This is a genomic window from Pseudomonas pichavaramensis (assembly GCF_050473265.1).
Taxonomy (GTDB): Bacteria; Pseudomonadota; Gammaproteobacteria; order Pseudomonadales; family Pseudomonadaceae; genus Aquipseudomonas.
On sequence record NZ_JBJKFJ010000003.1, the window covers coordinates 165,165 to 184,368 of the forward strand.

Here is a 19,204-nt window from a genome sequence, read left to right on the forward strand (position 1 = left end):
TTACTCCTCGGCGCTCAGCGGCAGGCTGCGGAAAATGTCGCCATACAGCCGATAGACCACCTTGGCGGTGTGCACCACCGCGGCCTTGTCGTCATCGTTGTCGAGGCGGTTCATCAGTTTCTTGAACAACTCGATGTGCTCCAGATCCAGGCTGCCGTGGGAGTTGAGGTAGCTGAAGGCCTTGTTCGGCAGTTGCAGCTTGTCCTGGATCATCCCGGCGGCCTGGGTAGCCAGGGCGATGCTGGTGCCTTCGAGCACGTTGACCATGCCGAAGAAGCTCACCGGGTTGTGCCGGGCGATGCGGTCGTAGACGTAGGCCACCATCAGTTCGGTGGGCAGGCGCGGAGTGCCGTGGCGCACGGCTTCCTTGTCCGCACCGCAGGCGGCGATGTCATTCAGTACCCACTCCTGATGGCCGTATTCCTCCTCGATGTACTCGGCGATGGCTTCGCGCAGCCACTCCAGCCGCTCCGGCAGGCGCGCGCCACAGGCCATCAGCAGCGGCACGGTGTGCTTGACGTGGTGGTAGGCCTCGGTGAGGAAGGCGATATAGCTGTGCAGGCTGACCTGGCCGCTGAGGGCCTGGCCGATGATCGGCGCCGACAGCAGGTACTGACGTTCGGCTTCGGTCTGGCTCAGCAGGGTCTGGTAAAAGCTCATGCGTTGACTCCTTCGGCCATGCACGCAGCGATGGCGGACTGGTAATGATTGAACAGGGCGTTGCGGCGCAGACGACCGTTGGCGGTGGCCAGCTCGTTGGCGGCGCTGAAGGGGTGCTCAGCGCGCAGCCAGTGGTGCACGCGGGCGTAATCGGGGAGGTGGCGGTTGACCTCGGCCACCGCCGCTTCCAGCTGGGCGTTGCTGATGCTGGCAGTGCGTGGCACCAGCACGGCGACGTTGCCCGGCAGTGTCTCGCCATGCAGCCAGGCCTGGGCGATTGGCAGTTGCTGGACCAGTTCGGCCTCGACCCATTCCGGGTTGACGTTGCGCCCGTAGGCGGTGATGAACTGATGCTTCTTGCGCCCGTGCAGAACCAGGAAACCGTTTTCGAAGTGGCCCAGATCACCGGTGCCCAGCCACTCGCCGGCGGGCGCCGGTTCGCCGAGGTAGCCGAGCAGGCGCTGGCCCTTGACCAGCACTTCGCCGTCGTCAGCCAGGCGCACCTGCAGATGCCCCAGCGGTTTGCCGGTGGTGCCGATACGGCGCTGCTCCGGCGTGTTCAGGCACACCACCGAGGCGCACTCGGACAGCCCGTAACCCTCGAAAACCGGCAGGCCCATGGCCTCGGCGCGGCGCAGCAACTGCTCGGCCACGCGGCCGCCGCCGACCGCGACAAAGCGCAGCGAGCCCGGCAGCGGCATGCCCATCTCGGCGGCGCTGACCAGCGCCAGCAGCAACTGCGGCAGCAGGATCAGGCTGTGCGGCTGGGCACTGTGCAGCGCCCGGATAAAACGCTGCACATCGAAGCCGCTGGCGCCGCTCAGGCCGATCTGCGCCATCTCCATCAGTTCGACGCGGGCGCCGGCCAAAAGCGGCGCATAGACCCCGGCGATATTCTCCAGCAGGGTGGCCAGCGGCAGGCAGCACAGGTGGCGTTCTACCTGGCGGCTGGCGCTGGCCTGCAGCAGGCTCTCGGCCACGGCCAGCTGGCTGGCCAGATCCAGGCACACGCCCTTGGGCTGGCCGGTGGTGCCGGAGGTGTAGGTGATCTTGCAGGTGCCGGTGTGCAAGGTGGCCGGGTTGGCCACGCTGCGCCGGTGCAGGCCCGGGGCGACGCTGACAAAGCCTTCGGCGCCCTGGCCGATCAGGCAGTCGATGCCGGCGCTGTCGAGCACATGGCGCTGCTGCACGGCGGAGAAGAAGCCCGGCACCGGTACGCAGACCAGCCCGGCCTGCAGCACGGCGAGATCCCATAGCACCCAGTCGATGCCGTTATCCAGCGCCAGCGCCACACGCTCGGCGCCCAGTTCGCGTAATTGCTGGCTGCGTGCGGTGACGGCGTCGAGCAGGCCGTCGTAAGTCAGTTCGCGGCCGCCTTCGGCCAGCGCGGCGCGTTCGCCGAAAGCCGCCAGACGACTGAACAGGGTTTCAGCTGCAGGCCACATGGGGCATCTCCTCGGAAGCATAAAGGGCCTGATGGCCCAGGCGCGGATAGGCGCCCAGTTGCAGCAGGCGCTGATGGCCGCCGTAGATATCTCCGGCCATCACCATCGGCGTGCAGGCGTAGTAGCTGCCCCAGTCGGCCAGCTCCTCGCCCATGCGCTGCGGATCGGCAAGCCCCAGGGCGATGGGGCTCAGGCCCAGGCGCTGGAAACTGTTGAGCAGGGTCGGCGTGCCGGTGAAGGTGACCCAGCGAAAACCCAGCGCCACCAGCAGATCGGTCAGCGCGACGATCAGCAGACGCGCCGCGCCGGGGCTGACGGCCGCGAGGTTGCCGACTTCGACGATCTCGTTGCGCGCAGGCGCTGCGCCGCTCTGGCGGTCAGCGATGGCCTGCTCCACCGGCGCGTCGAGGTAGCGCTCGAGAAACATCGCCTCGGGATTGCCGCAGCGCAGGCCGACCGCACCGAGCACCTGCCCGGCGGTGGTTTCCAGGCCGAACAGGCACGGCATGAAGTGACGGATGCGCGCGCCGTACTGCGTGGCAAAACGCTGGCTGATGAACTGCTCCAGCTCCGCACGGCGCGGGCTGTCGCTGGCGGCCAGATGCAGCTCGTAACGCTCGTCGCGGCCAATCATGGCCACGGCTCGATCTTGATGCGCCCAGGGTAGTTCCATGGTGGAACCTCGCTAATGAACCTGGGGCCGATTGTTGGGGGGCAGGCTTAACGCTGTATTAAGTAATGCAAGGTTGGCGCAAGGACGGGACAAAAACTTTCGGCAAGGCGGCGGTAAGGGCTGCAGACAAAAAAACGCCGGCCTGCATAAGGCAGGCCGGCGCTGAGAGAAACGCGAGCTGGATCAGGCCATCAGTAGGCGATGCACACCGATTTGCTTTCGGTGAAGCCTTCGATGGCGGCGCGGCCGAACTCGCGGCCGATGCCCGACTGCTTGTAGCCACCGAACGGCATGTTGGGGTCCACCGGCACGTGGTTGTTGACCCATACGGTGCCGGCTTCGATGCGCGGGATCAGGTCCATCACGCGGCCCAGATCGTTGCTCCAGATACTCGCAGTGAGGCCGTAGCGGCTGTCGTTGACCATCGTCAGCGCCTGCTCCAGATCATCGAAGGGCATTACCGACAGCACCGGGCCGAAGATCTCTTCCTGCATGTTGGTCATGTTCTGCTGCAGGTTGCTCAGCACAGTGGGCTGCACGAAGTAGCCGGGCAGATCCGGCTTGCCGCCGCCAGTGGTGAACTGCGCGCCTTCCTGGCGGGCGATGTCCAGGTAGCGCATGACGCTGTCCTGCTGCTTGCGCGAGACCAGGGCGTTGATCTGCGCCTCGGGGTCCATGCCGGCGCCGACCTTGAGGGCGGATACCTGTGCGGTCAGTGCTTCGAGGAAGTCCTTGTGGCGGCTGGCGTGCACATACAAGCGCGAGGCCGCGGCGCAGACCTGGCCCTGGTTGAGCAGGCCGCCGCCGATGGCACCGGCCACGGCTTTTTCGATATCGGCGTCGGCCAGCACCAGCATCGGGTTCTTGCCGCCCAGTTCGAGGGTGAAGCGGGTCATGTTCTGCAGCGCGGCGACGCCGACCTGCTTGCCCACGGCGGTGGAGCCGGTGAACGACACCTTGTTCACCTGCGGGTGAGCGACCAGCGCGGCACCGGCTTCCGAGCCCTTGCCCACCAGCACGTTGAAGATGCCCGCCGGGATGCCGGCCTCGATCGCCAGTTCGGCCAGGCGCAGGGCGGTCAGCGGGGTTTCGTCGGCGGGCTTGATGATGATGCTGTTGCCGCAGGCCAGGGCCGGCATCACCTTCCACAGGGTGATCATCATCGGGAAGTTCCACGGCACGATGCCGGCGATCACCCCGGCGGCCTCGCGGCGGGTGTAGGCATTGAAGCGCGCGCCCGGCGGCACCTGGATCGACACGTCGAGGGTCTGCCCTTCGATCTTGGTCGCCCAGCCGGCCATGTAACGCATGTAGTTGAGCGAGGCGCCCACTTCGACGGCGCGGGCCAGGTGAATCGACTTGCCCTGGTTGAGGGTTTCCAGCTGCGCCAGTTCTTCGCTGTGGGCTTCCACCACATCGGCGAAGCGCAGCAGGGTGCGCTCGCGCTCGGCCGGGGTCAGGCCGCTCCAGACGCCGCTGCTGAAGGCGCGGCGGGAGCTGGCGACGATGGCTTCGACCTGCTCGCTGTCGGCCTGCAGGGTGCGGCTGAGTACTTCGCCAGTGGCCGGGTTGAGAATGTCACGCGGGCTGGACGTGGCGGGCTGGCGTTGCTGGCCATCGATAAAGGACGCGTGGGTACGGTCGGTGAAGGCGGAAACGCTGGGGAGAATCTCAATCAATGCAGTCACGAGCAGCTCCTGAAACGGGGCAGAGAATTTTTTCGCCATGGCGAGCACCTGCCCAGCATAGGGGCGGGGGCTCGCGGCGTCTTGACTGTCACGGCCATAAAACATGACCGAGCAGACTGTGGCGCCGGGGCTGGCCCGGCGTCTTGCCCGCTCAGGCCGCAGCCGTTGCCTGGGTCTTGCTGCGGCTGGCCGGTGCCGCCAGTGCGGCCTTGCCGATCAGCAGGTCGGCGGCTTTCTCGCCGATCATCATTGCCGGGGCGTTGGTGTTGCCGGTGATCAGGCGCGGCATGATCGAGGCATCCGCCACGCGCAGGCCTTCGATACCGTGCACGCGCAGCTGATCGTCGACCACGGCCATGTCGTCGTGGCCCATCTTGCAGGTGCCGACCGGGTGGTAGACGGTGCCCAGGTTGGCGCGGATCCAGGCTTCGATCTCGCTGCGGCTGTTGACGTTCGGGCCCGGCACCAGCTCGCCCTGCAGGTGGCGGGCAAAGCTCTCGGTGGCGGCCAGGCGGCGGATCATGTGGAAGCCTTCGACCAGGGTGTCGAGATCGGCCGGGTGGCTGAGGAAGTTGCCTTCGATCTGCGGCTTGTCATGCGGGTCCGGCGAGTTCAGGCGAATCCGCCCGCGGCTCTGCGGGTGCATCACCGCCACGTGCAGGCTGATGCCGTTGCCGAACGGAATCACCCGGTCGGGCTGATTCTTCAGGGCCGGGGCGACGATCACGCCCAGCTCCGGCGAGCTGGCCTGCGGGTCCAGACGAAGGAAACCACCGGCCTCCACGGTATTGGAGGTCATCGGCCCGCGGCGGCCGAACAGGTACTGGAACGGAGAGCGCAGCAGCGGCAGCAGGCCCTTGCGGCTGAGGCCGAAGCCCAGCTCGGCCGTGCTGCGATACATCAGCACGATGTCCTGGTGATCCTGCAGGTTTTCGCCGACGCCCGGCAGTTCGTGACGCTGAACGATGCCATGGCGTTGCAGTTCGGCGGCCGGGCCGATGCCGGAGAGCAGTAGCAGTTGCGGCGAGTTGATGGTGCCGGCGCTGAGCACCACCTCGCGGCGCGCCTGCAGCTGGCGTACCGCGCCGTTTTGGCTGATTTCGATACCGGTGGCGCGCTTGCCGTCGAGCAGCACGCGCTGGGTCAGGGCGTTGCTGAGGATGGTCAGGTTGCTGCGCTGCAGGATCGGATGGAGGAAGGCGCGCGAGGCGCTGCAGCGTTCACCGTTGATCTGGGTGACATGGAAGGGGCCGATGCCTTCCTGCTGCTCGCCATTGAAGTCGGGGTTGTACGACCAGCCCAGCTCGCGGCCGGCGTCGTAGAACACCTGGTTGACCGCGCTCGGGCTGCGCAGCTCGGCGATGTTCAGCTCGCCGCCCTGACCGTGGTAGGGCGACGGGCCGGGCTCGAAATGTTCCGAGCGGCGGAAGTAGGGCAGCAGTTCGTCATAGCTCCAGCCACGGTTGCCGTCGGCGGCCCACTGATCGTAATCGTTGCGGTCGCCACGGATGTAGATCATCCCGTTGATCGCGCTGGAACCGCCCCAGACCTTGCCGCGCGGGCAGAAGATCGGCTTGTTGGCGGTGCCCGGCTGGGCGCTGAAATTGTGCATCCAGTTCCACTTCGGGTTGGCGATCAGACGGATGATCCCGGCTGGAGTCCGAATGTAGCCAGCGGGCAGCGGGGTACGGTCGCTGGCGCCGGCCTCCACCAGGCACACCGATACCGACGGATCGGCGGACAGCCGGTTCGCCAGGACGCAGCCGGCAGAGCCGGCGCCGACCACGATGTAGTCGAAGGTTTGGTGGGCTGTGGACGTCATGCTGTTTACCTCTGGGTGACGGGTTGTTTGGGCCGCCAGCCGCCAGGCAGCAGCCGGGCGGTGTAGCGGCATGGCAGTGCTACAGGCCGAGCATCGAGCCCATGTCAACGATCAGTTGCAGACCAACGACGAAGCCATCGCTGTTCAGCTCGCGTGCGTCGGGGTTGTAGTAGTTGTCCGGGTTGAAGATGTACTGCACCGAGGGCTCGACGCTGATGTTGCGGCCCAAGGCGATAGTGGCGTTGGTTTCCAGGCTGTAGACATTGCGGCTGCCGTTGCGCGGATCGCCGCCAGCGGCAATCCGGCTCTGCCGCTGGAACTCCAGTTGATGTGCGCTCTGGCGCAGGTAGCGGGCCTTCAGGCTGATCTTGTCCTGCGGCCGGTCGAACGGCGCGAAATAGGCCAGGCCGAGTTCGCCAAACTGGCTGAATGGCTGCTTGTCATCGGCGGCGGCCGACAGCGAACCGAACAGCCCCAGTGCCTGTGGCGAGGAGCGCTGGCCGCCGTCGGCACGCCAGATCAGTTGCTGGAACTTGAAGAACGCTCCGGCCGTGCCGTGCTCGCTGTCGCCGGTCAGTGGGTCGACCTGGTTGGAGGTGTTGTAGTAGGCGTTCAGCTCGTAGTGCGAGCGGTACGGGGTAAGCGACTCGTCCTGCTTGCGCCCGACGCCGAACAGCAGGGTGGTGCCGGCGGCGTCGGTGGTGCTGAAATCGACGCCCTTGCGCTCGTTGAGGTAATCCGCCGGATTGGACTCGAAGGCGCCCAGGTGCAGGTAGGTATCGGCGCTGGTGCGGTACTTGAGGTAGCCGCCCCAGGTGGCGTAGGGCGGTGGCAGCACGCCGGTGGAGGCGTCGACCACCGGGTCGTTGCAGGTGACGATGGCCTCGCAGTTGTAGATCAGGAAGTAGCGACGTGCGTTGGTGCGGCCCAGATGGGTTTCCAGGCGACCGTCGAGCCACTGCTGTTGCCAGGTGAGCAGGCTCAGTTGATTGCTGGTTATGTCGTTATGGATTGGTGCGCCGGCGAAGTAGCTGCCAGCTGCACCCTGCCAGTTTGGGGCGGTGGGTACGCCGGTGCCTTGATCGAGAACGAAGATTGTTTGTTCCAGGTGCAGCGATGCGCCATTGATTCCGGCCATCTTGTTCAGATCGAAATCGGCGCCGAGGAACAGGTCGCCGCTGTTGCCGAAACTGTGTTGTCGGGTGCCAGTGTCGAGGTTCTTCAGCGACAGGCTCCAGAAATGCGCGCGGGCGGTGATGCCCATCTCGGCCAGTTGTTCGCCGAGGGCTGCCAGCGGGCCGCTGCGATCAGAAGTTTCGGCTTGGGCAGTGAGACTGAGCAGGCTGCCGCAGAGCAGCGTGGTGATACGGTTGCAGGTCTTCATCTTTTGCTTACTCGTATTTTTTGTTTTTATTGCTGGTGGGGCTGGCCCGCCATACGTTGGCTCTAGGGGCTCAGGCCCGGCTGGCCTCCAGGTCGCTGTTGGCGCTTGGGCTGCCGCGGCGACGGGCTAGTACCGCCGGTGCTGTTTCACGCAGGAACAGCGAGAACAGCGCCGAGAGCAGGGCGCCTGCACAGGAGATCCACATCACTACTGGCAGGCCGAAACTGTCGGCTGCAAAACCGGCCAGGGTCGGCGAGACGAAACCACCGACCAGTTCACCGATGCCCATGACCAGGCCGATGGCAGTGGCGATGCTGTTGCTCGGCACGGTTTCGGCGGGGATGGTGGCCATGAACAAAGTGAAACAGCCCAGTCCGGTATAGGTCAGCAGCAGCAGAGCGCCGAGACTGTAGGCATCCGGCGCATAGAGCAGCACCAGCGGGCAGCAGGCGGCGATCAGGGAGAACAGCACCAGGGTCGGGCGGCGGCCGATGCGGTCGGAAATCGCAGCAACACCGAAGCCCCAGACCACCCAGGCCACGCCCAGGCAGCTCATCAGGCTGCCCATGGTGCTGGCGCTGAAGCCGCGGCTGTTGACCAGGAACGTCGGGGTGAAGGAAATCAGCACGATGAACCAGGTGACGAAGGTACAACTGATCAGGGTGCACAGAAGAATGTTGCGGTTCTTCAGCAGAGCCAGGCGACTGCCCTTGCTGGCCTGCCCGATACTGGCCACTGGCGCCGGGACACGCTGTGCATCAGGTTTGACGTAGCGCCACAGTAGCCAGGCAATGATCACCCCAGGAATCAGCGAGGCGATGAACGCCTGCCGCCAGCCGAACGCTTCGGCCAGGGCAATTAATACCGGGGGGCCGATAACAGCACCGAGCAGGCCGGCGGCCGAACCGTGCAACAGACCCATGTTCAGACCGCGGCGATGTGGCGAAGAGGCTTCCACCATCAGTGACTGCGAGATCGGCAGAATAGGCCCCTCGGCCAGACCCATGATGGCGCGGAAAATCAGCAGGCTGATGAAACCGCCAACCAGGCCGGAGACCGCTGAGCATACCGAGAACAGCAAGACTGCGACGATCAGCACGGGTTTACGTTTGCCATTACGGTCGGACCAGGCGCCGACCACCACGCCCGACAGCGCCCAGGCCAGAGCCAGTGCGGAAGAGAGCATGCCCAGATGGCTGTTATTCAGCTGCAATTCGTCTTGCAGGAAGGGAAAGAGGAAGGACAGCGCCAGGCGGTCGAAGAAGACGAAGCCGAAGGCGAGGAACAGGACAGCAAGCAGAACGTTTTCATAACTGGCGGAATTGTTTTTAGGCGCCATGTCAGTCTCCAGGCCAGATGGCCGGTCAGAGATGAAAGTGTCAAATGTCAGGTGCGACGCAGGTGTCTACTGTCAGCCGAGATCTAATAGGCTGCTGTAGGCGGACAGATGAGAGGGGGGACGGTAGGGTGTGGATTAATGCAGCGGGCAGAGTCGGGCATGGTGGCCTCTTGTTTTGCTGTTTTTATTGGGTAGCGAGACTCTAGTGCCCGGGGCGATAGCAGGTTTGTGTGCGGCAGACAGGATGTTTGCCCGCTGCGGACATGAGACCTATATCGACTAAAAGAGAATGCCATCGGTCGATTGATGTCGACAAAAATTCATATGTTAATGATATTGTCTGTGTTCCAGGCCACTGCCAGAAACCTGCTGATTTTCAGTCTGATCACAATGTATCTGTGCGCTGCTGTAGCTCCGCCAGGCCAGGCCGAAGGAAAAGAGCACCACTGAGAAATAATAAAAATGTCTACGAACAATCTGCTTGAAACCCGGCGTGCTAGTACCCAGGGGATTCCTCCAGAGCAGCGGTTGGCATTCTGGGAGGATTACAACGCCACCGCGTTGGTCGGTCTGAGATGCTCGTCTTATGCCCAAAGCGGTTTTCTCGCCACTCAGGACAACCTCGTTCTGGAGCGTCTGCGGGTGGCACGCATCGTCGGCAACGAGCATGTGGTCGAGCGCAGCCAGCCGATGATCCGCGAGTGTCCCAGCGAGTCGGTGTTTGTCGCTCTGGTGCAGGGCTGCCAGTCGTTCTTCTATCAGGGCGACAACTGCCAGATGCTGCAGCCGGGCGAGATGCTCATCTATCGCAATGACAAACCCTATCTGTTCGGTTTCACTGGGCCGATGCGCCTGTTCGTCTTCGACATGCCGGAGCAGGATTTCGCCGAGCGCTATCTGCGTGATCTGCGTGGGCCATTGCGCATTGGCGCGGAAAGCCCAGCGCAGCGTCTACTCTGTCGCTCGCTAGGGCAGCGGGTGGACAGTTTTCTCGATCAGCCCGATGGGCAGCAGGCTGGGCGCTTTCGCGAGGAGGCCGGCGACCTGCTGGGGAGTATTATCAGCGACCAGTTCGGCGAGCATCGCAGTAGCGCGTTGAGCGCTTCCTATCTGCTGGCTGCCAAACAGTTCATTAACGAGCACCTGGAGGATGCCGAACTCAGCTGCGAGCAAGTGGCGGCGGCGACCGGGATCTCAATCCGCCACCTGGCGCGCTTGTTCGCACAGGAAGGCAGCACGCCGGCGCGCTATCTGCTGGAGCGCCGTCTGGAGCGTGCCCGTCAGTTGCTCAGTTCGCCGCAGGGCACGCGCCTGGCGATTGCCGAAGTGGCTTACCGTTACGGCTTTTCCAGCCAGGCGCACTTTGCCCGGGTGTTCAAGGCGCGCTTTGCCTACACCCCCAGCGAAGCGCGCAGCGCCGCCGTGCGTCACTGAGTACGGCGTTCAGGCCACCTGCAGCCGCGCCTGCACCGCCTGCTGGGCGGCGCGGGCGCATTCGCCATCCTGCGCCTCGCTGGCGCCGGAAATACCGATCGCACCCAGCGCCTGCTCGCCCAGGCGCAGCGGCTCGCCGCCACCGAACAGGGCCATGCCTGGTTGCAGCGGCAGGCCGTTGCGCACCACCTCCGAGCAGCGCTGCAGGCGCTCCTGCCAGGCACTGGTGGAGAGGTTGAAGCTCAGCGCGGTACGCGCCTTGTTCAGGGCAATATCACGGCTGAGCAGGGCAGCTCCGTCCATATGCGCCATGTGGATCAACTGCCCGCCGGCATCCACCAGGGCGATGCTGATGCGCACCCCGAGGTGCTCGGCGTGCTGCAGGGCAGCCTGCAGGGCGTGCATGGCGAGGGTCAGACTGAGGCTGGGTTGCTGCTGAACGAGCGGATGCATGGCGATTCCTTGAGGTGGGTCGCGGGTGGCTGTAGGGGCTGCGGCTGGCGTTGGAAAAGTCCCGTGGAAAACGCCGGGTAGCCGACCATTATTGCTAATATCGTTAAGCTATTAATTTTTTGGCGCGTTGTCATGCTCAAGCCCCGTCAGTCCCTCACGCTCACCCTGTTGCAGGCACGTGAAGCGTCCATGCGTTTCTTCCGGCCGCTGCTCAATCAGCGCGGCCTGACCGAGCAACAGTGGCGGGTGATCCGCATCCTGCACCAGCAGGGTGAGCTGGAAAGTCATCGTCTGGCGCACCTGGCGTGCATTCTCAAACCGAGCATGTGCGGCGTGCTGGAGCGCCTGGAGCGCGCCGGCATGCTGCAGCGCACGCGCCTGGCCAGTGACCAGCGGCGGGTGCTGGTGCGCCTCAGTGAGCAGGGCGAGCAATGCTTTGCCGAAACCTGTGAGGAGATGGAGCGCAGCTACCGGCGCATCCAGCAGCAGTTGGGCGAGGAGAAGCTGGTGCAACTGGTCGGCCTGCTCCAGGAGCTGCGCACCCTGAGCGCGGCGGACGCATAAAAAAGGCCCCGAAGCGGGGCCAAAGCGTGACAAGCATCAGGGTGTGACGGGCATTACTGGATGCCCAGGCACATGTATTTCTGCTCGATGTAGTCGTCGATGCCGTAGTGCGAGCCTTCGCGGCCGAGGCCGGATTGCTTGATGCCGCCGAAGGGGGCGACCTCGGTCGAGATCAGCCCTTCGTTGACGCCGACCATGCCGTACTCCAGCGCCTCGCTGACGCGCCAGGCGCGGCCCAGATCGCGGGTGTAAACGTAGGAGGCGAGGCCGAACTCGGTGTCGTTGGCCATGGCGATGGCTTCGGCTTCAGTGTCGAAGCGGAAGATCGGCGCCAGCGGGCCGAAGGTTTCATCGCGCGCTACCAGCATCTCGGGGGTGACATCGCCGAGCACGGTCGGCTCGAAGAAGCTGCCGCCGAGCGCGTGCGGCTTGCCGCCGGCGAGCACGCGGGCGCCCTTGCTGACGGCGTCGTCGATGTGTTCCTGCACCTTGGCCACGGCCTTGGCATTGATCAGCGGGCCTTGTTGGGCGCCGTCTTCGCCAGCCGGGGCGACTTTCAGGGCATTCACCGCGGCGACCAGGCGTTTGCTGAATTCCTCGTACACGCTGTTCTGTACCAGCAGACGATTGGTGCACACGCAGGTCTGCCCGCTGTTGCGGAACTTGGAGCCCAGCGCACCCTGCACGGCGGCATCCAGATCGGCGTCGTCGAAGACGATGAACGGCGCGTTGCCGCCCAGCTCCAGCGAGACCTTCTTGATCGTTGTGGCGCATTGCGCCATCAGCAGTTTGCCGATGCCGGTGGAGCCGGTGAAGGACAGCTTCTGCACGTCCGGGTTGCCGGTCAGCTCGGCGCCAATGGCGCGTGCGTCGGTGCCGGGGACGATGTTCAGCACGCCGGCCGGAATGCCGGCGCGTTCGCCAAGCACGGCCAGCGCCAGGGCCGACAGCGGGGTTTCCGATGCCGGCTTGAGCACCACGGTACAGCCGGCCGCCAGCGCCGGGCCGACCTTGCGGGTGATCATGGCGTTGGGGAAGTTCCACGGCGTGATCGCCGCGACCACGCCGATGGCCTGCTTGATCACCACCAGCCGGCGGCCTTGCTTGTCATGCGGGATCACATCGCCGTAGACGCGCTTGGCTTCTTCGGCGAACCACTCGATGAAGCTGGCGCCGTAGGCAATTTCGCCACGGCTTTCGGCCAGCGGTTTGCCCTGTTCCCAACTGAGCAGGCGGGCCAGGTCTTCCTGGTTGGCCATGATCAGGTTGTACCAGTTGCGCAGGATGGCGCTGCGTTCCTTGGCGGTCTTCTCGCGCCAGGCCGGCAGGGCAGCCTTGGCGGCGGCGATGGCGCGGGCGGTTTCGGCCTGGCCGAGGGAGGCGACTTCGGCGATCAGTTCGCCGTTGGCCGGGTTGCTCACGGCGAAGCGGGCCTCGTTGTCAGCCTCGACCCACTGGCCGTCGATATAGGCCTGCTCGCGCAGCAGATTCAGATCGGAGAGTTTCATATCGGTCTCTTGTTTGGCTCAGTAAACGCCGCCGCCACTGCCGGTCGGCAGCGGCGCGTCCTTGAAGGTGGCTGCCAGGGTCTGCAGGCCGCGCATCAGTACGGTGGTGTCGACGCCGACGGCAACGAACCTGGCGCCCAGTTCGATATAGCGGCGTGCCAGTTTCTGGTCGGCGCTGAGGATGCCGGCCGCCTTGCCGGCCTTGCCGATACGCACGATGGCGTCCTCGATGGCCGCCTGCACCTCGGGGTGGCCGGGGTTGCCGCGATGGCCCATGGCGGCGCTGAGGTCGGCCGGGCCGATGAACACGCCGTCGACGCCGTCGACCGCGACGATTTCATCGAGCAGAGCCAGCCCCTCGAGGTTCTCGATCTGCACCAGCAAGCACATCTGCTCGTCCGCTTGCTCGAGGTAGCCGGGGATGCTGTTCCAGCGCGAGGCGCGGGCCAGGGCGCTGCCGACACCACGCACGCCGCTTGGCGGGTAGTGGATGGCGCGCACCAGTTCGCGGGCCTGTGCGGCGCTTTCGACCATGGGCACCAGCAGGGTCTGCGCGCCGATATCGAGAATCTGCTTGATCAGCGCGGTGTCGCCGATGACCGGGCGGATGATCGGTTGCGCGGCGTAGGGCGCAACCGCCTGCAGCTGGCCGAGCAGGCCGCGCAGGTCGTTGGGCGCATGTTCACCGTCGATCAGCAGCCAGTCGAAGCCGGCGTTGGCCGCCAGCTCCGCGCAGTACGGGTCGGCCAGGCCGAGCCACAGGCCGATCTGCGCTTCATCGGACAGCAGGCGTTGCTTGAAGGTGTTGATGGGCATTTGCATGACGGGCTCCTCGCGGGTCAGACGAAGCGGCAGGCGATGCTGCCGAGCATGTCGTAGTCGACGTGGAAGGTGTCACCGGGGCTGGCCGCCACCGGGCGGGTGAAGGAGCCGCCGAGAATGATCTGCCCGGGCTGCAGGGTGACGTCATACGGCGCCAGCTTGTTGGCCAGCCACGCCACGCCCTTGGCCGGGTGGTTGAGCACCGCGGCGGAAACGCCGGACTCTTCGATCACACCGTTGCGGTAGAGCACCGCCGGCACCTTGCGCAGGTCGATCTCGGTCGGCCGCACGGCGCGGCCGCCCATCACCACGCCGGCATTGGCGGCGTTGTCGGAGATGGTGTCGAAGACCTTACGGGTGGCCTTGCTGTGCGGGTCGATCTGCTGGATGCGGGCGTCGATGATCTCCAGTGCCGGGATCACCCACTCGGTGGCGTCGAGCACGTCGAAGATGGTCACGTTGGGGCCTTTCAGCGGCTTGCCGAGGATGAACGCCAGCTCCACTTCCACGCGCGGCACGATAAAGCGCTCGAAGGGAATGTCGCTGCCTTCGTCGAACAGCATGTCGTCGAGCAGGGCGCCGTAGTCCGGTTCGGTGATGTTCGAGGAGACCTGCATGGCGCGCGAGGTCAGACCTATCTTGTGGCCGACCAGCTTGCGGCCGTCCTTGATCTTCTGCGCCACCCAGGCGCGCTGAATGGCGTAGGCGTCTTCGATGGTGATCTCGGGGTAGTCCAGGGAGAACTGGCGGATCTGCTCGCGGGAACGCTCCGCGGCATCGAGGCGGGCAGCCGCCTGCTGGATCAGGGTCGAATCGAGCATGGCAAGAATCTCTTGAAGGTGAGTGCGCGGGAAATCAGACGGTCTTGTTGAACAACGGGTGCAGGGTGCTGTGCTTGCCGTCGTAAACCTGGCCGTGGCTTTCGTCGATCTGCAGGGTGAGGCCGACCGGGCGTTGCTGCTGGGCGTCCGCCAGGTACTCGCGCAGCACGGCGAGCAGGCTGTCGCCGACGCGCTGGTGCACCTCCGGGCTGCGCCCGAGGCCCATGCGCAGGTTGGCGTAGAGGAAGCCGTAGTCACCCTTGCCGTCGGCTACCGCACAGTGTGCGGCCGGGTAGGCCAGCACGCGGGTGCCGCCAGTGGGGAAAACCTGTTTGCCCTGCTCGTCGCGCTGTTCGAGCATGCTGTCGGCCAACGCGCGGCACAGGCCCGGGAGGTCGGCCTGATGTTCCAGTTCGGGGGTGTAGAGCAGCACCAGATGAGGCATGGGAACTCCTGTGAACGGCGCAGCAGGCTGCGCCGTGCATGCGGTTACAGGCGGCTGGTGGACAGCACGCCGGCGGGGTTGGAGGCGCTGGGGGCGGGGATCGCCGAGCCGTCCTGGGGGGTGACCGGGAAGATCGCGTTGATCTGGCCGGTGCCGGAGGCGGCGAAGTATGGCGTGATGACTTCGACGTTGGCGTCGTAGTTCGACCAGCCCAGTGCGCCGAGCAGCTTGGCGGTGTCGTGCATGAAGCCTTCACCGTGGCCCTTGGCGGCGTACTCCGGGAGCATGGCGCAGAAGTCCTGCCACTCGCCGTTCTGCCACATCTCGACGACGCGCTGGTCGAGGGTTTCCAGGAACGGGCTCCAGATCCTGGTGGCGAATTCCGGCGCCTGGCCGTTCTGCGCGAAGCGGTGCGACAGCGAGCCGCTGGCGAGGAACGCCACGGTGCCGTCGTAGTGATCTTCCACGGCCTTGCGCATGGCCCAGCCGAGGCGGGCGCTGTCGTTGAGGTAGTGCGAGGTGCACAGCGAGGAGGCCGAGATCACCTTGAAGTGCTGATCCTTGTTCATGTAGCGCATTGGCACCAGGGTGCCGTATTCCGGGGCCAGGGTGGTGGCATCGTGGGCCATGGTTTCCACGCCCATGGTGTTGCAGGCGTCGGCCAGGATGCGCCCGAGTTCCGGGTTGCCGGAAAACTCGTACTCCATGTTGCTGATGAAGTGCGGCAGCTCGTTGCTGGTGTACAGGCCCTTGAAGTGCGGCGCGCAGTTGATGTGGTAGTTGGCATTGACCAGCCAGTGGGTGTCGAACACCACGATGGTGTCCACGCCCAGCTCGCGGCAGCGGCGGCCGATTTCGATATGGCCGTCGATGGCGGGTTTGCGGAAGCCCTGACGCGGGCCTGGCAGTTCCGACAGGTACATCGACGGAACGTGGGTAATCTTGGCAGCCAGAGCAAGTTTGCCCATGACGGTTCTCCTAGCGGTTTGTTGTGATTGGTCTGCACGCAGGAAAGAGGCGAGGCTGGCCACGGTCGAAACCGTGGCTGCCTGGCTCGGGCGAACAGCGCGTCATACGCCCCAGCGCGGGATATGGTGGCTGCCCATGGAAATGCAAACGTTCTTGATTTCGGCGAACACCTCGAAGCTGTACTCGCCACCTTCACGGCCGGTGCCGGAACCCTTCACGCCGCCGAACGGCTGACGCAGGTCACGCACGTTCTGGCTGTTGATGAACACCATGCCGGCTTCGATACCACGGGCCAGGCGGTGGGCCTTGCCGATGTCCTGGGTCCAGATGTAGGAGGCCAGGCCGTACTCGGTTTCGTTGGCCAGACGCAGCGCTTCGGCTTCGTCCTTGAACTTGATCAGGCACACCACCGGGCCGAAGATTTCTTCCTGGGCGATGCGCATGCGGTTGTCGACGTCGGCGAACACGGTCGGCTGGATGAACTGCCCCTTGGCCAGATGTGCCGGCAGATTGGCCGGGCGCTCCAGGCCACCGGCCAGCAGGTTGGCGCCTTCTTCGATGCCGATCTTGATGTAGCCGGTGACCTTGTCGTAGTGCGCCTGGGTGATCATCGAGCCGACCTGGGTCTTCGGATCGGTGGGGTCACCGACGATCAGGCGCTTGGCGCGGGCGGCGAACTCGGCGACGAACTGGTCGTAGACGCTTTCCTGGATGAAGATGCGGCTACCGGCGGTGCAGCGTTCGCCGTTCAGCGAGAAGATGGTGAACAGCGCGGCGTCGAGGGCGCGGTCGAGATCGGCGTCGTCGAAGATCAGCACCGGACTCTTGCCGCCCAGCTCCATGGAGTACTTCTTCAGGCCGGCGGTCTGCATGATCTTGCGGCCGGTGGCGGTGCCGCCGGTGAAGGAGATGGCGCGTACGTCCGGGTGGCGCACCAGCGCGTCACCGGCGGTGGCGCCGTAGCCCTGCACGACGTTGAGCACGCCCGGCGGAATGCCGGCTTCCAGGGCCAGGCGGCCCAGTTCGTTGGCGGTCAGCGGCGACAGTTCGCTCATCTTCAGTACCGCGGTGTTGCCCAGGGCCAGGCACGGTGCGGTCTTCCAGGTGGCGGTCATGAACGGCACGTTCCACGGCGATACCAGGCCACACACACCGACCGGCTGGTACAGGGTGTAGTTGAGCATCTGGTCGTCGACCGGGTAGCTGTGGCCGTCCATGCGCGTGCAGACTTCGGCGAAGAAGTCGAAGTTGTGCGAGGCGCGCGGGATCAGCACGTTCTTGGTCTGGTGGATCGGCAGGCCGGTATCGAGGGTCTCCAGTTCGGCCAGCTTGGGCACGTTCTGGTCGATCAGCTCACCGAGCTTGCGCATCAGCTTGGCGCGTTCCTTGGCCGGGGTGTTGGCCCACTTGGGGAAGGCTTCCTTGGCGGCGGCCACGGCCATGTCGATTTCGCGGGCACCGCCACTGGCGACTTCGCCGATGGCTTCGCTGGTTGCCGGGTTGTAGTTGGTGAAAGTCTCTTCGCTCGCGACTTCCTGACCGTTGATCCAGTGCTTGATCATGCTGTACGCCTCTCTTGTTTTGATTAGCCGCGGGCGGCAAAGAAATCGCTTTCGCTGACGATGCGGTTGACCAGACGGCCAACGCCTTCCACTTCCACCACCACTTCATCGCCCGGCACCACGTCGGCCAGACCTTCCGGCGTGCCGGTGGCGATCATGTCGCCCGGCTGCAGGGTCATGAAGCTGGAGAAGTATTCGATCAGGTAGGGAATGTCGAAGATCATGTCGGCAGTGGTGCCTTCCTGCTTCAGCTCGCCGTTGATCCAGGTGCGCAGCTTGAGCTGCGACGGATCGGCCACGTCGGCGGCATCGACCATCCACGGGCCGACCGGGGTGGTGCAGTCGCGGTTCTTCACCCGCAGGTTGGGGCGGTAGTAGTTTTCCAGGTAGTCACGGATCGCGTAGTCGTTGCATACGGTGTAGCCGGCCAGGTAGTCGAGGGCGTCTTCGCGCTTGACGTTCTTCGCCGGTTTGCCGATCACCGCCACCAGCTCGCACTCGTAGTGCATGTACTTGACGTTGTCCGGGCGCCAGGTGACTTGGTTGTGGCCGGTGTAGGTGCCCGGCGACTTGATGAAGGCCAAGGGGTCGGTCGGTGCCTTGAAGGCCAGCTCGGCGGCGTGGTCGGCGTAGTTCAGGCCCAGGGCGAACATGCTGCCTTCGGCCGGCGGCAGCCACTCGACCTCGGCCTCTGCAAGCAGGCGGCCATCGGCCAGGCGCACGGCGTTGTCGGCCTCGACGGTGACCGCGTGGATTTCGTTCTGGTAGCGGATACGGGCGTGTTTCATGGTGCTCTCCTTATTCCGCCACGATGTTGTTGGTCAGACGGCCCAGGCCGCTGATTTCCACCACGACCTGATCGCCGGGCTGCACGTCGACGCGACCTTCCGGGGTGCCGGTGATCAGCACGTCGCCTTCGTGCAGGGTCATGAACTCGCTGAGCTCGGCGATCAGCTGCGGCACGCTACGCACGAAGTTGGCGGTGGTGTTTTCCTGGCGCACTTCGCCGTTGACCAGCAGGGTCAGGGTCAGGTTGTGCGGGTCATCCAGTGCTACTACTTCGCTGCTCAGGGCGCAGAAACCGTCGCGGCACTTGGCCTTGACCGCTGGGCGGTAGTAGCTGACTTCCGGCAGGCTGAATTCGTTGACGATCAGGTAGCCGGCGACGTGGCTGAGGGCGTCCTGCTCGCTGACGCGGCTGGCCGTCTTGCCGATCACCACGCCCAGCGCCGGGCCGGGTTGCAGGCGTTCGCCAGCGGGCATGGCCACGGGCTGGCCGTCGGCGTTGCGGGTATTGGGGGTCTTGATGAACAGCACCGGCTTGACCGGTGGCTTCTGGTAGGGCGGCTCGTTGAATTCAGCCAGTCGGCTGTCGAGCAGGCCCTGGTAGTTCAGGGCGATGCCGAACAGGGTGCCTGTGGCGATTTCGCTAGCGGGGCGGCGCATGCTTCACTCCTGGATCGGGCTGGCAGTGGCCAGCGGATAAAGGCGGCTGATCCGCATCGACGGCGGAATCACCAGTGATTCGTTAACATGCTAATTTTATAATTAATATGTTAATTATGGTCAAGGCGGACGTGGCCCGGCCTTGCGCGGAGGGTTATTTAACGGGCTT

Annotated in this window: 18 protein-coding genes; 2 read left to right on the top strand and 16 right to left on the bottom strand. The window is 64.9% G+C overall.

What is annotated here, in order from left to right:
* The 7 genes from ACJRW5_RS06535 to ACJRW5_RS06565 form a co-directional block, all read right to left on the bottom strand.
* Entirely contained in the window at nt 1-660 is a 660-nt protein-coding gene (locus ACJRW5_RS06535; protein WP_484569720.1) for an iron-containing redox enzyme family protein, read from the bottom strand.
* Nucleotides 657-2,105, bottom strand: coding sequence for an AMP-binding protein (locus ACJRW5_RS06540; RefSeq protein ID WP_484569721.1), 1,449 nt, complete (start codon nt 2,103-2,105; stop codon nt 657-659). The genes ACJRW5_RS06535 and ACJRW5_RS06540 overlap by 4 nt, the downstream gene beginning before the upstream one ends.
* Nucleotides 2,089-2,778, bottom strand: coding sequence for a thermostable hemolysin (locus ACJRW5_RS06545; protein ID WP_484569722.1), 690 nt, complete (start codon nt 2,776-2,778; stop codon nt 2,089-2,091). Before ACJRW5_RS06545 ends, ACJRW5_RS06540 begins: the two co-directional genes overlap by 17 nt.
* Nucleotides 2,779-2,969: 191 nt before the next feature.
* Complete coding sequence (locus ACJRW5_RS06550; protein WP_484569723.1) at nt 2,970-4,505, bottom strand: aldehyde dehydrogenase family protein; 1,536 nt, start codon at nt 4,503-4,505, stop codon at nt 2,970-2,972.
* A gap of 112 nt (nt 4,506-4,617) precedes the next feature.
* A complete protein-coding gene (locus tag ACJRW5_RS06555) occupies nt 4,618-6,288 on the bottom strand; it encodes a GMC family oxidoreductase (RefSeq protein WP_484569724.1) in 1,671 nt (556 codons plus the stop codon).
* 79 nt (nt 6,289-6,367) lie between these two features.
* Nucleotides 6,368-7,672: a carbohydrate porin gene (locus ACJRW5_RS06560; protein WP_484569725.1), complete on the bottom strand. Its 1,305-nt coding sequence runs from the start codon at nt 7,670-7,672 to the stop codon at nt 6,368-6,370.
* A gap of 70 nt (nt 7,673-7,742) precedes the next feature.
* Nucleotides 7,743-9,011 (bottom strand): MFS transporter, encoded by a 1,269-nt coding sequence (locus ACJRW5_RS06565; protein WP_484569726.1) that lies wholly within the window; start codon nt 9,009-9,011, stop codon nt 7,743-7,745.
* A 462-nt stretch (nt 9,012-9,473) separates the two neighbouring features.
* Here ACJRW5_RS06565 and ACJRW5_RS06570 point away from each other — a divergent pair, with 462 nt between their 5' ends.
* The gene (locus ACJRW5_RS06570) at nt 9,474-10,445 is read left to right on the top strand and encodes a helix-turn-helix domain-containing protein (protein WP_484569727.1); all 972 of its coding nucleotides are present in this window, start codon (nt 9,474-9,476) and stop codon (nt 10,443-10,445) included.
* Nucleotides 10,446-10,454: 9 nt separating this feature from the next.
* On the opposite strand, the gene ACJRW5_RS06575 is transcribed toward ACJRW5_RS06570, so the two are convergent.
* The gene (locus ACJRW5_RS06575) at nt 10,455-10,898 is read right to left on the bottom strand and encodes a GlcG/HbpS family heme-binding protein (protein WP_484569728.1); all 444 of its coding nucleotides are present in this window, start codon (nt 10,896-10,898) and stop codon (nt 10,455-10,457) included.
* A gap of 132 nt (nt 10,899-11,030) precedes the next feature.
* On the opposite strand from ACJRW5_RS06575, the gene hpaR reads away from it, so the two are divergent.
* Nucleotides 11,031-11,462 carry a homoprotocatechuate degradation operon regulator HpaR gene (hpaR, locus tag ACJRW5_RS06580; RefSeq protein WP_484569729.1) on the top strand — a complete coding sequence of 144 codons (432 nt, stop codon included), beginning with the start codon at nt 11,031-11,033 and terminating at the stop codon, nt 11,460-11,462.
* A gap of 53 nt (nt 11,463-11,515) precedes the next feature.
* Here hpaR and ACJRW5_RS06585 read toward each other — a convergent pair whose 3' ends face one another.
* The 8 genes from ACJRW5_RS06585 to ACJRW5_RS06620 all read right to left on the bottom strand — a co-directional run bounded on the left by ACJRW5_RS06585 (nt 11,516) and on the right by ACJRW5_RS06620 (nt 19,035).
* The gene (locus tag ACJRW5_RS06585) at nt 11,516-12,970 is read right to left on the bottom strand and encodes an NAD-dependent succinate-semialdehyde dehydrogenase (protein WP_484569730.1); all 1,455 of its coding nucleotides are present in this window, start codon (nt 12,968-12,970) and stop codon (nt 11,516-11,518) included.
* 18 nt (nt 12,971-12,988) lie between these two features.
* Nucleotides 12,989-13,792 carry a 4-hydroxy-2-oxoheptanedioate aldolase gene (hpaI, locus tag ACJRW5_RS06590; RefSeq protein WP_484569731.1) on the bottom strand — a complete coding sequence of 268 codons (804 nt, stop codon included), beginning with the start codon at nt 13,790-13,792 and terminating at the stop codon, nt 12,989-12,991.
* A gap of 17 nt (nt 13,793-13,809) precedes the next feature.
* Nucleotides 13,810-14,613, bottom strand: coding sequence for a 2-oxo-hept-4-ene-1,7-dioate hydratase (hpaH, locus tag ACJRW5_RS06595; RefSeq protein WP_484569732.1), 804 nt, complete (start codon nt 14,611-14,613; stop codon nt 13,810-13,812).
* 34 nt (nt 14,614-14,647) lie between these two features.
* On the bottom strand, nt 14,648-15,058 hold the full coding sequence (locus tag ACJRW5_RS06600; RefSeq protein WP_484569733.1) for a 5-carboxymethyl-2-hydroxymuconate isomerase: 411 nt from the start codon (nt 15,056-15,058) through the stop codon (nt 14,648-14,650).
* A gap of 44 nt (nt 15,059-15,102) precedes the next feature.
* Nucleotides 15,103-16,026 (bottom strand): 3,4-dihydroxyphenylacetate 2,3-dioxygenase, encoded by a 924-nt coding sequence (hpaD, locus tag ACJRW5_RS06605; RefSeq protein ID WP_484569734.1) that lies wholly within the window; start codon nt 16,024-16,026, stop codon nt 15,103-15,105.
* 102 nt (nt 16,027-16,128) lie between these two features.
* Nucleotides 16,129-17,589, bottom strand: a complete 1,461-nt coding sequence (gene hpaE / locus ACJRW5_RS06610) for a 5-carboxymethyl-2-hydroxymuconate semialdehyde dehydrogenase (RefSeq protein ID WP_484569735.1) — start codon at nt 17,587-17,589, stop codon at nt 16,129-16,131.
* Nucleotides 17,590-17,612: 23 nt separating this feature from the next.
* On the bottom strand, nt 17,613-18,377 hold the full coding sequence (locus ACJRW5_RS06615) for a fumarylacetoacetate hydrolase family protein (protein ID WP_484569736.1): 765 nt from the start codon (nt 18,375-18,377) through the stop codon (nt 17,613-17,615).
* A gap of 10 nt (nt 18,378-18,387) precedes the next feature.
* Nucleotides 18,388-19,035, bottom strand: coding sequence for a fumarylacetoacetate hydrolase family protein (locus ACJRW5_RS06620; protein WP_484569737.1), 648 nt, complete (start codon nt 19,033-19,035; stop codon nt 18,388-18,390).
* Nucleotides 19,036-19,204: the final 169 nt, after the last annotated feature.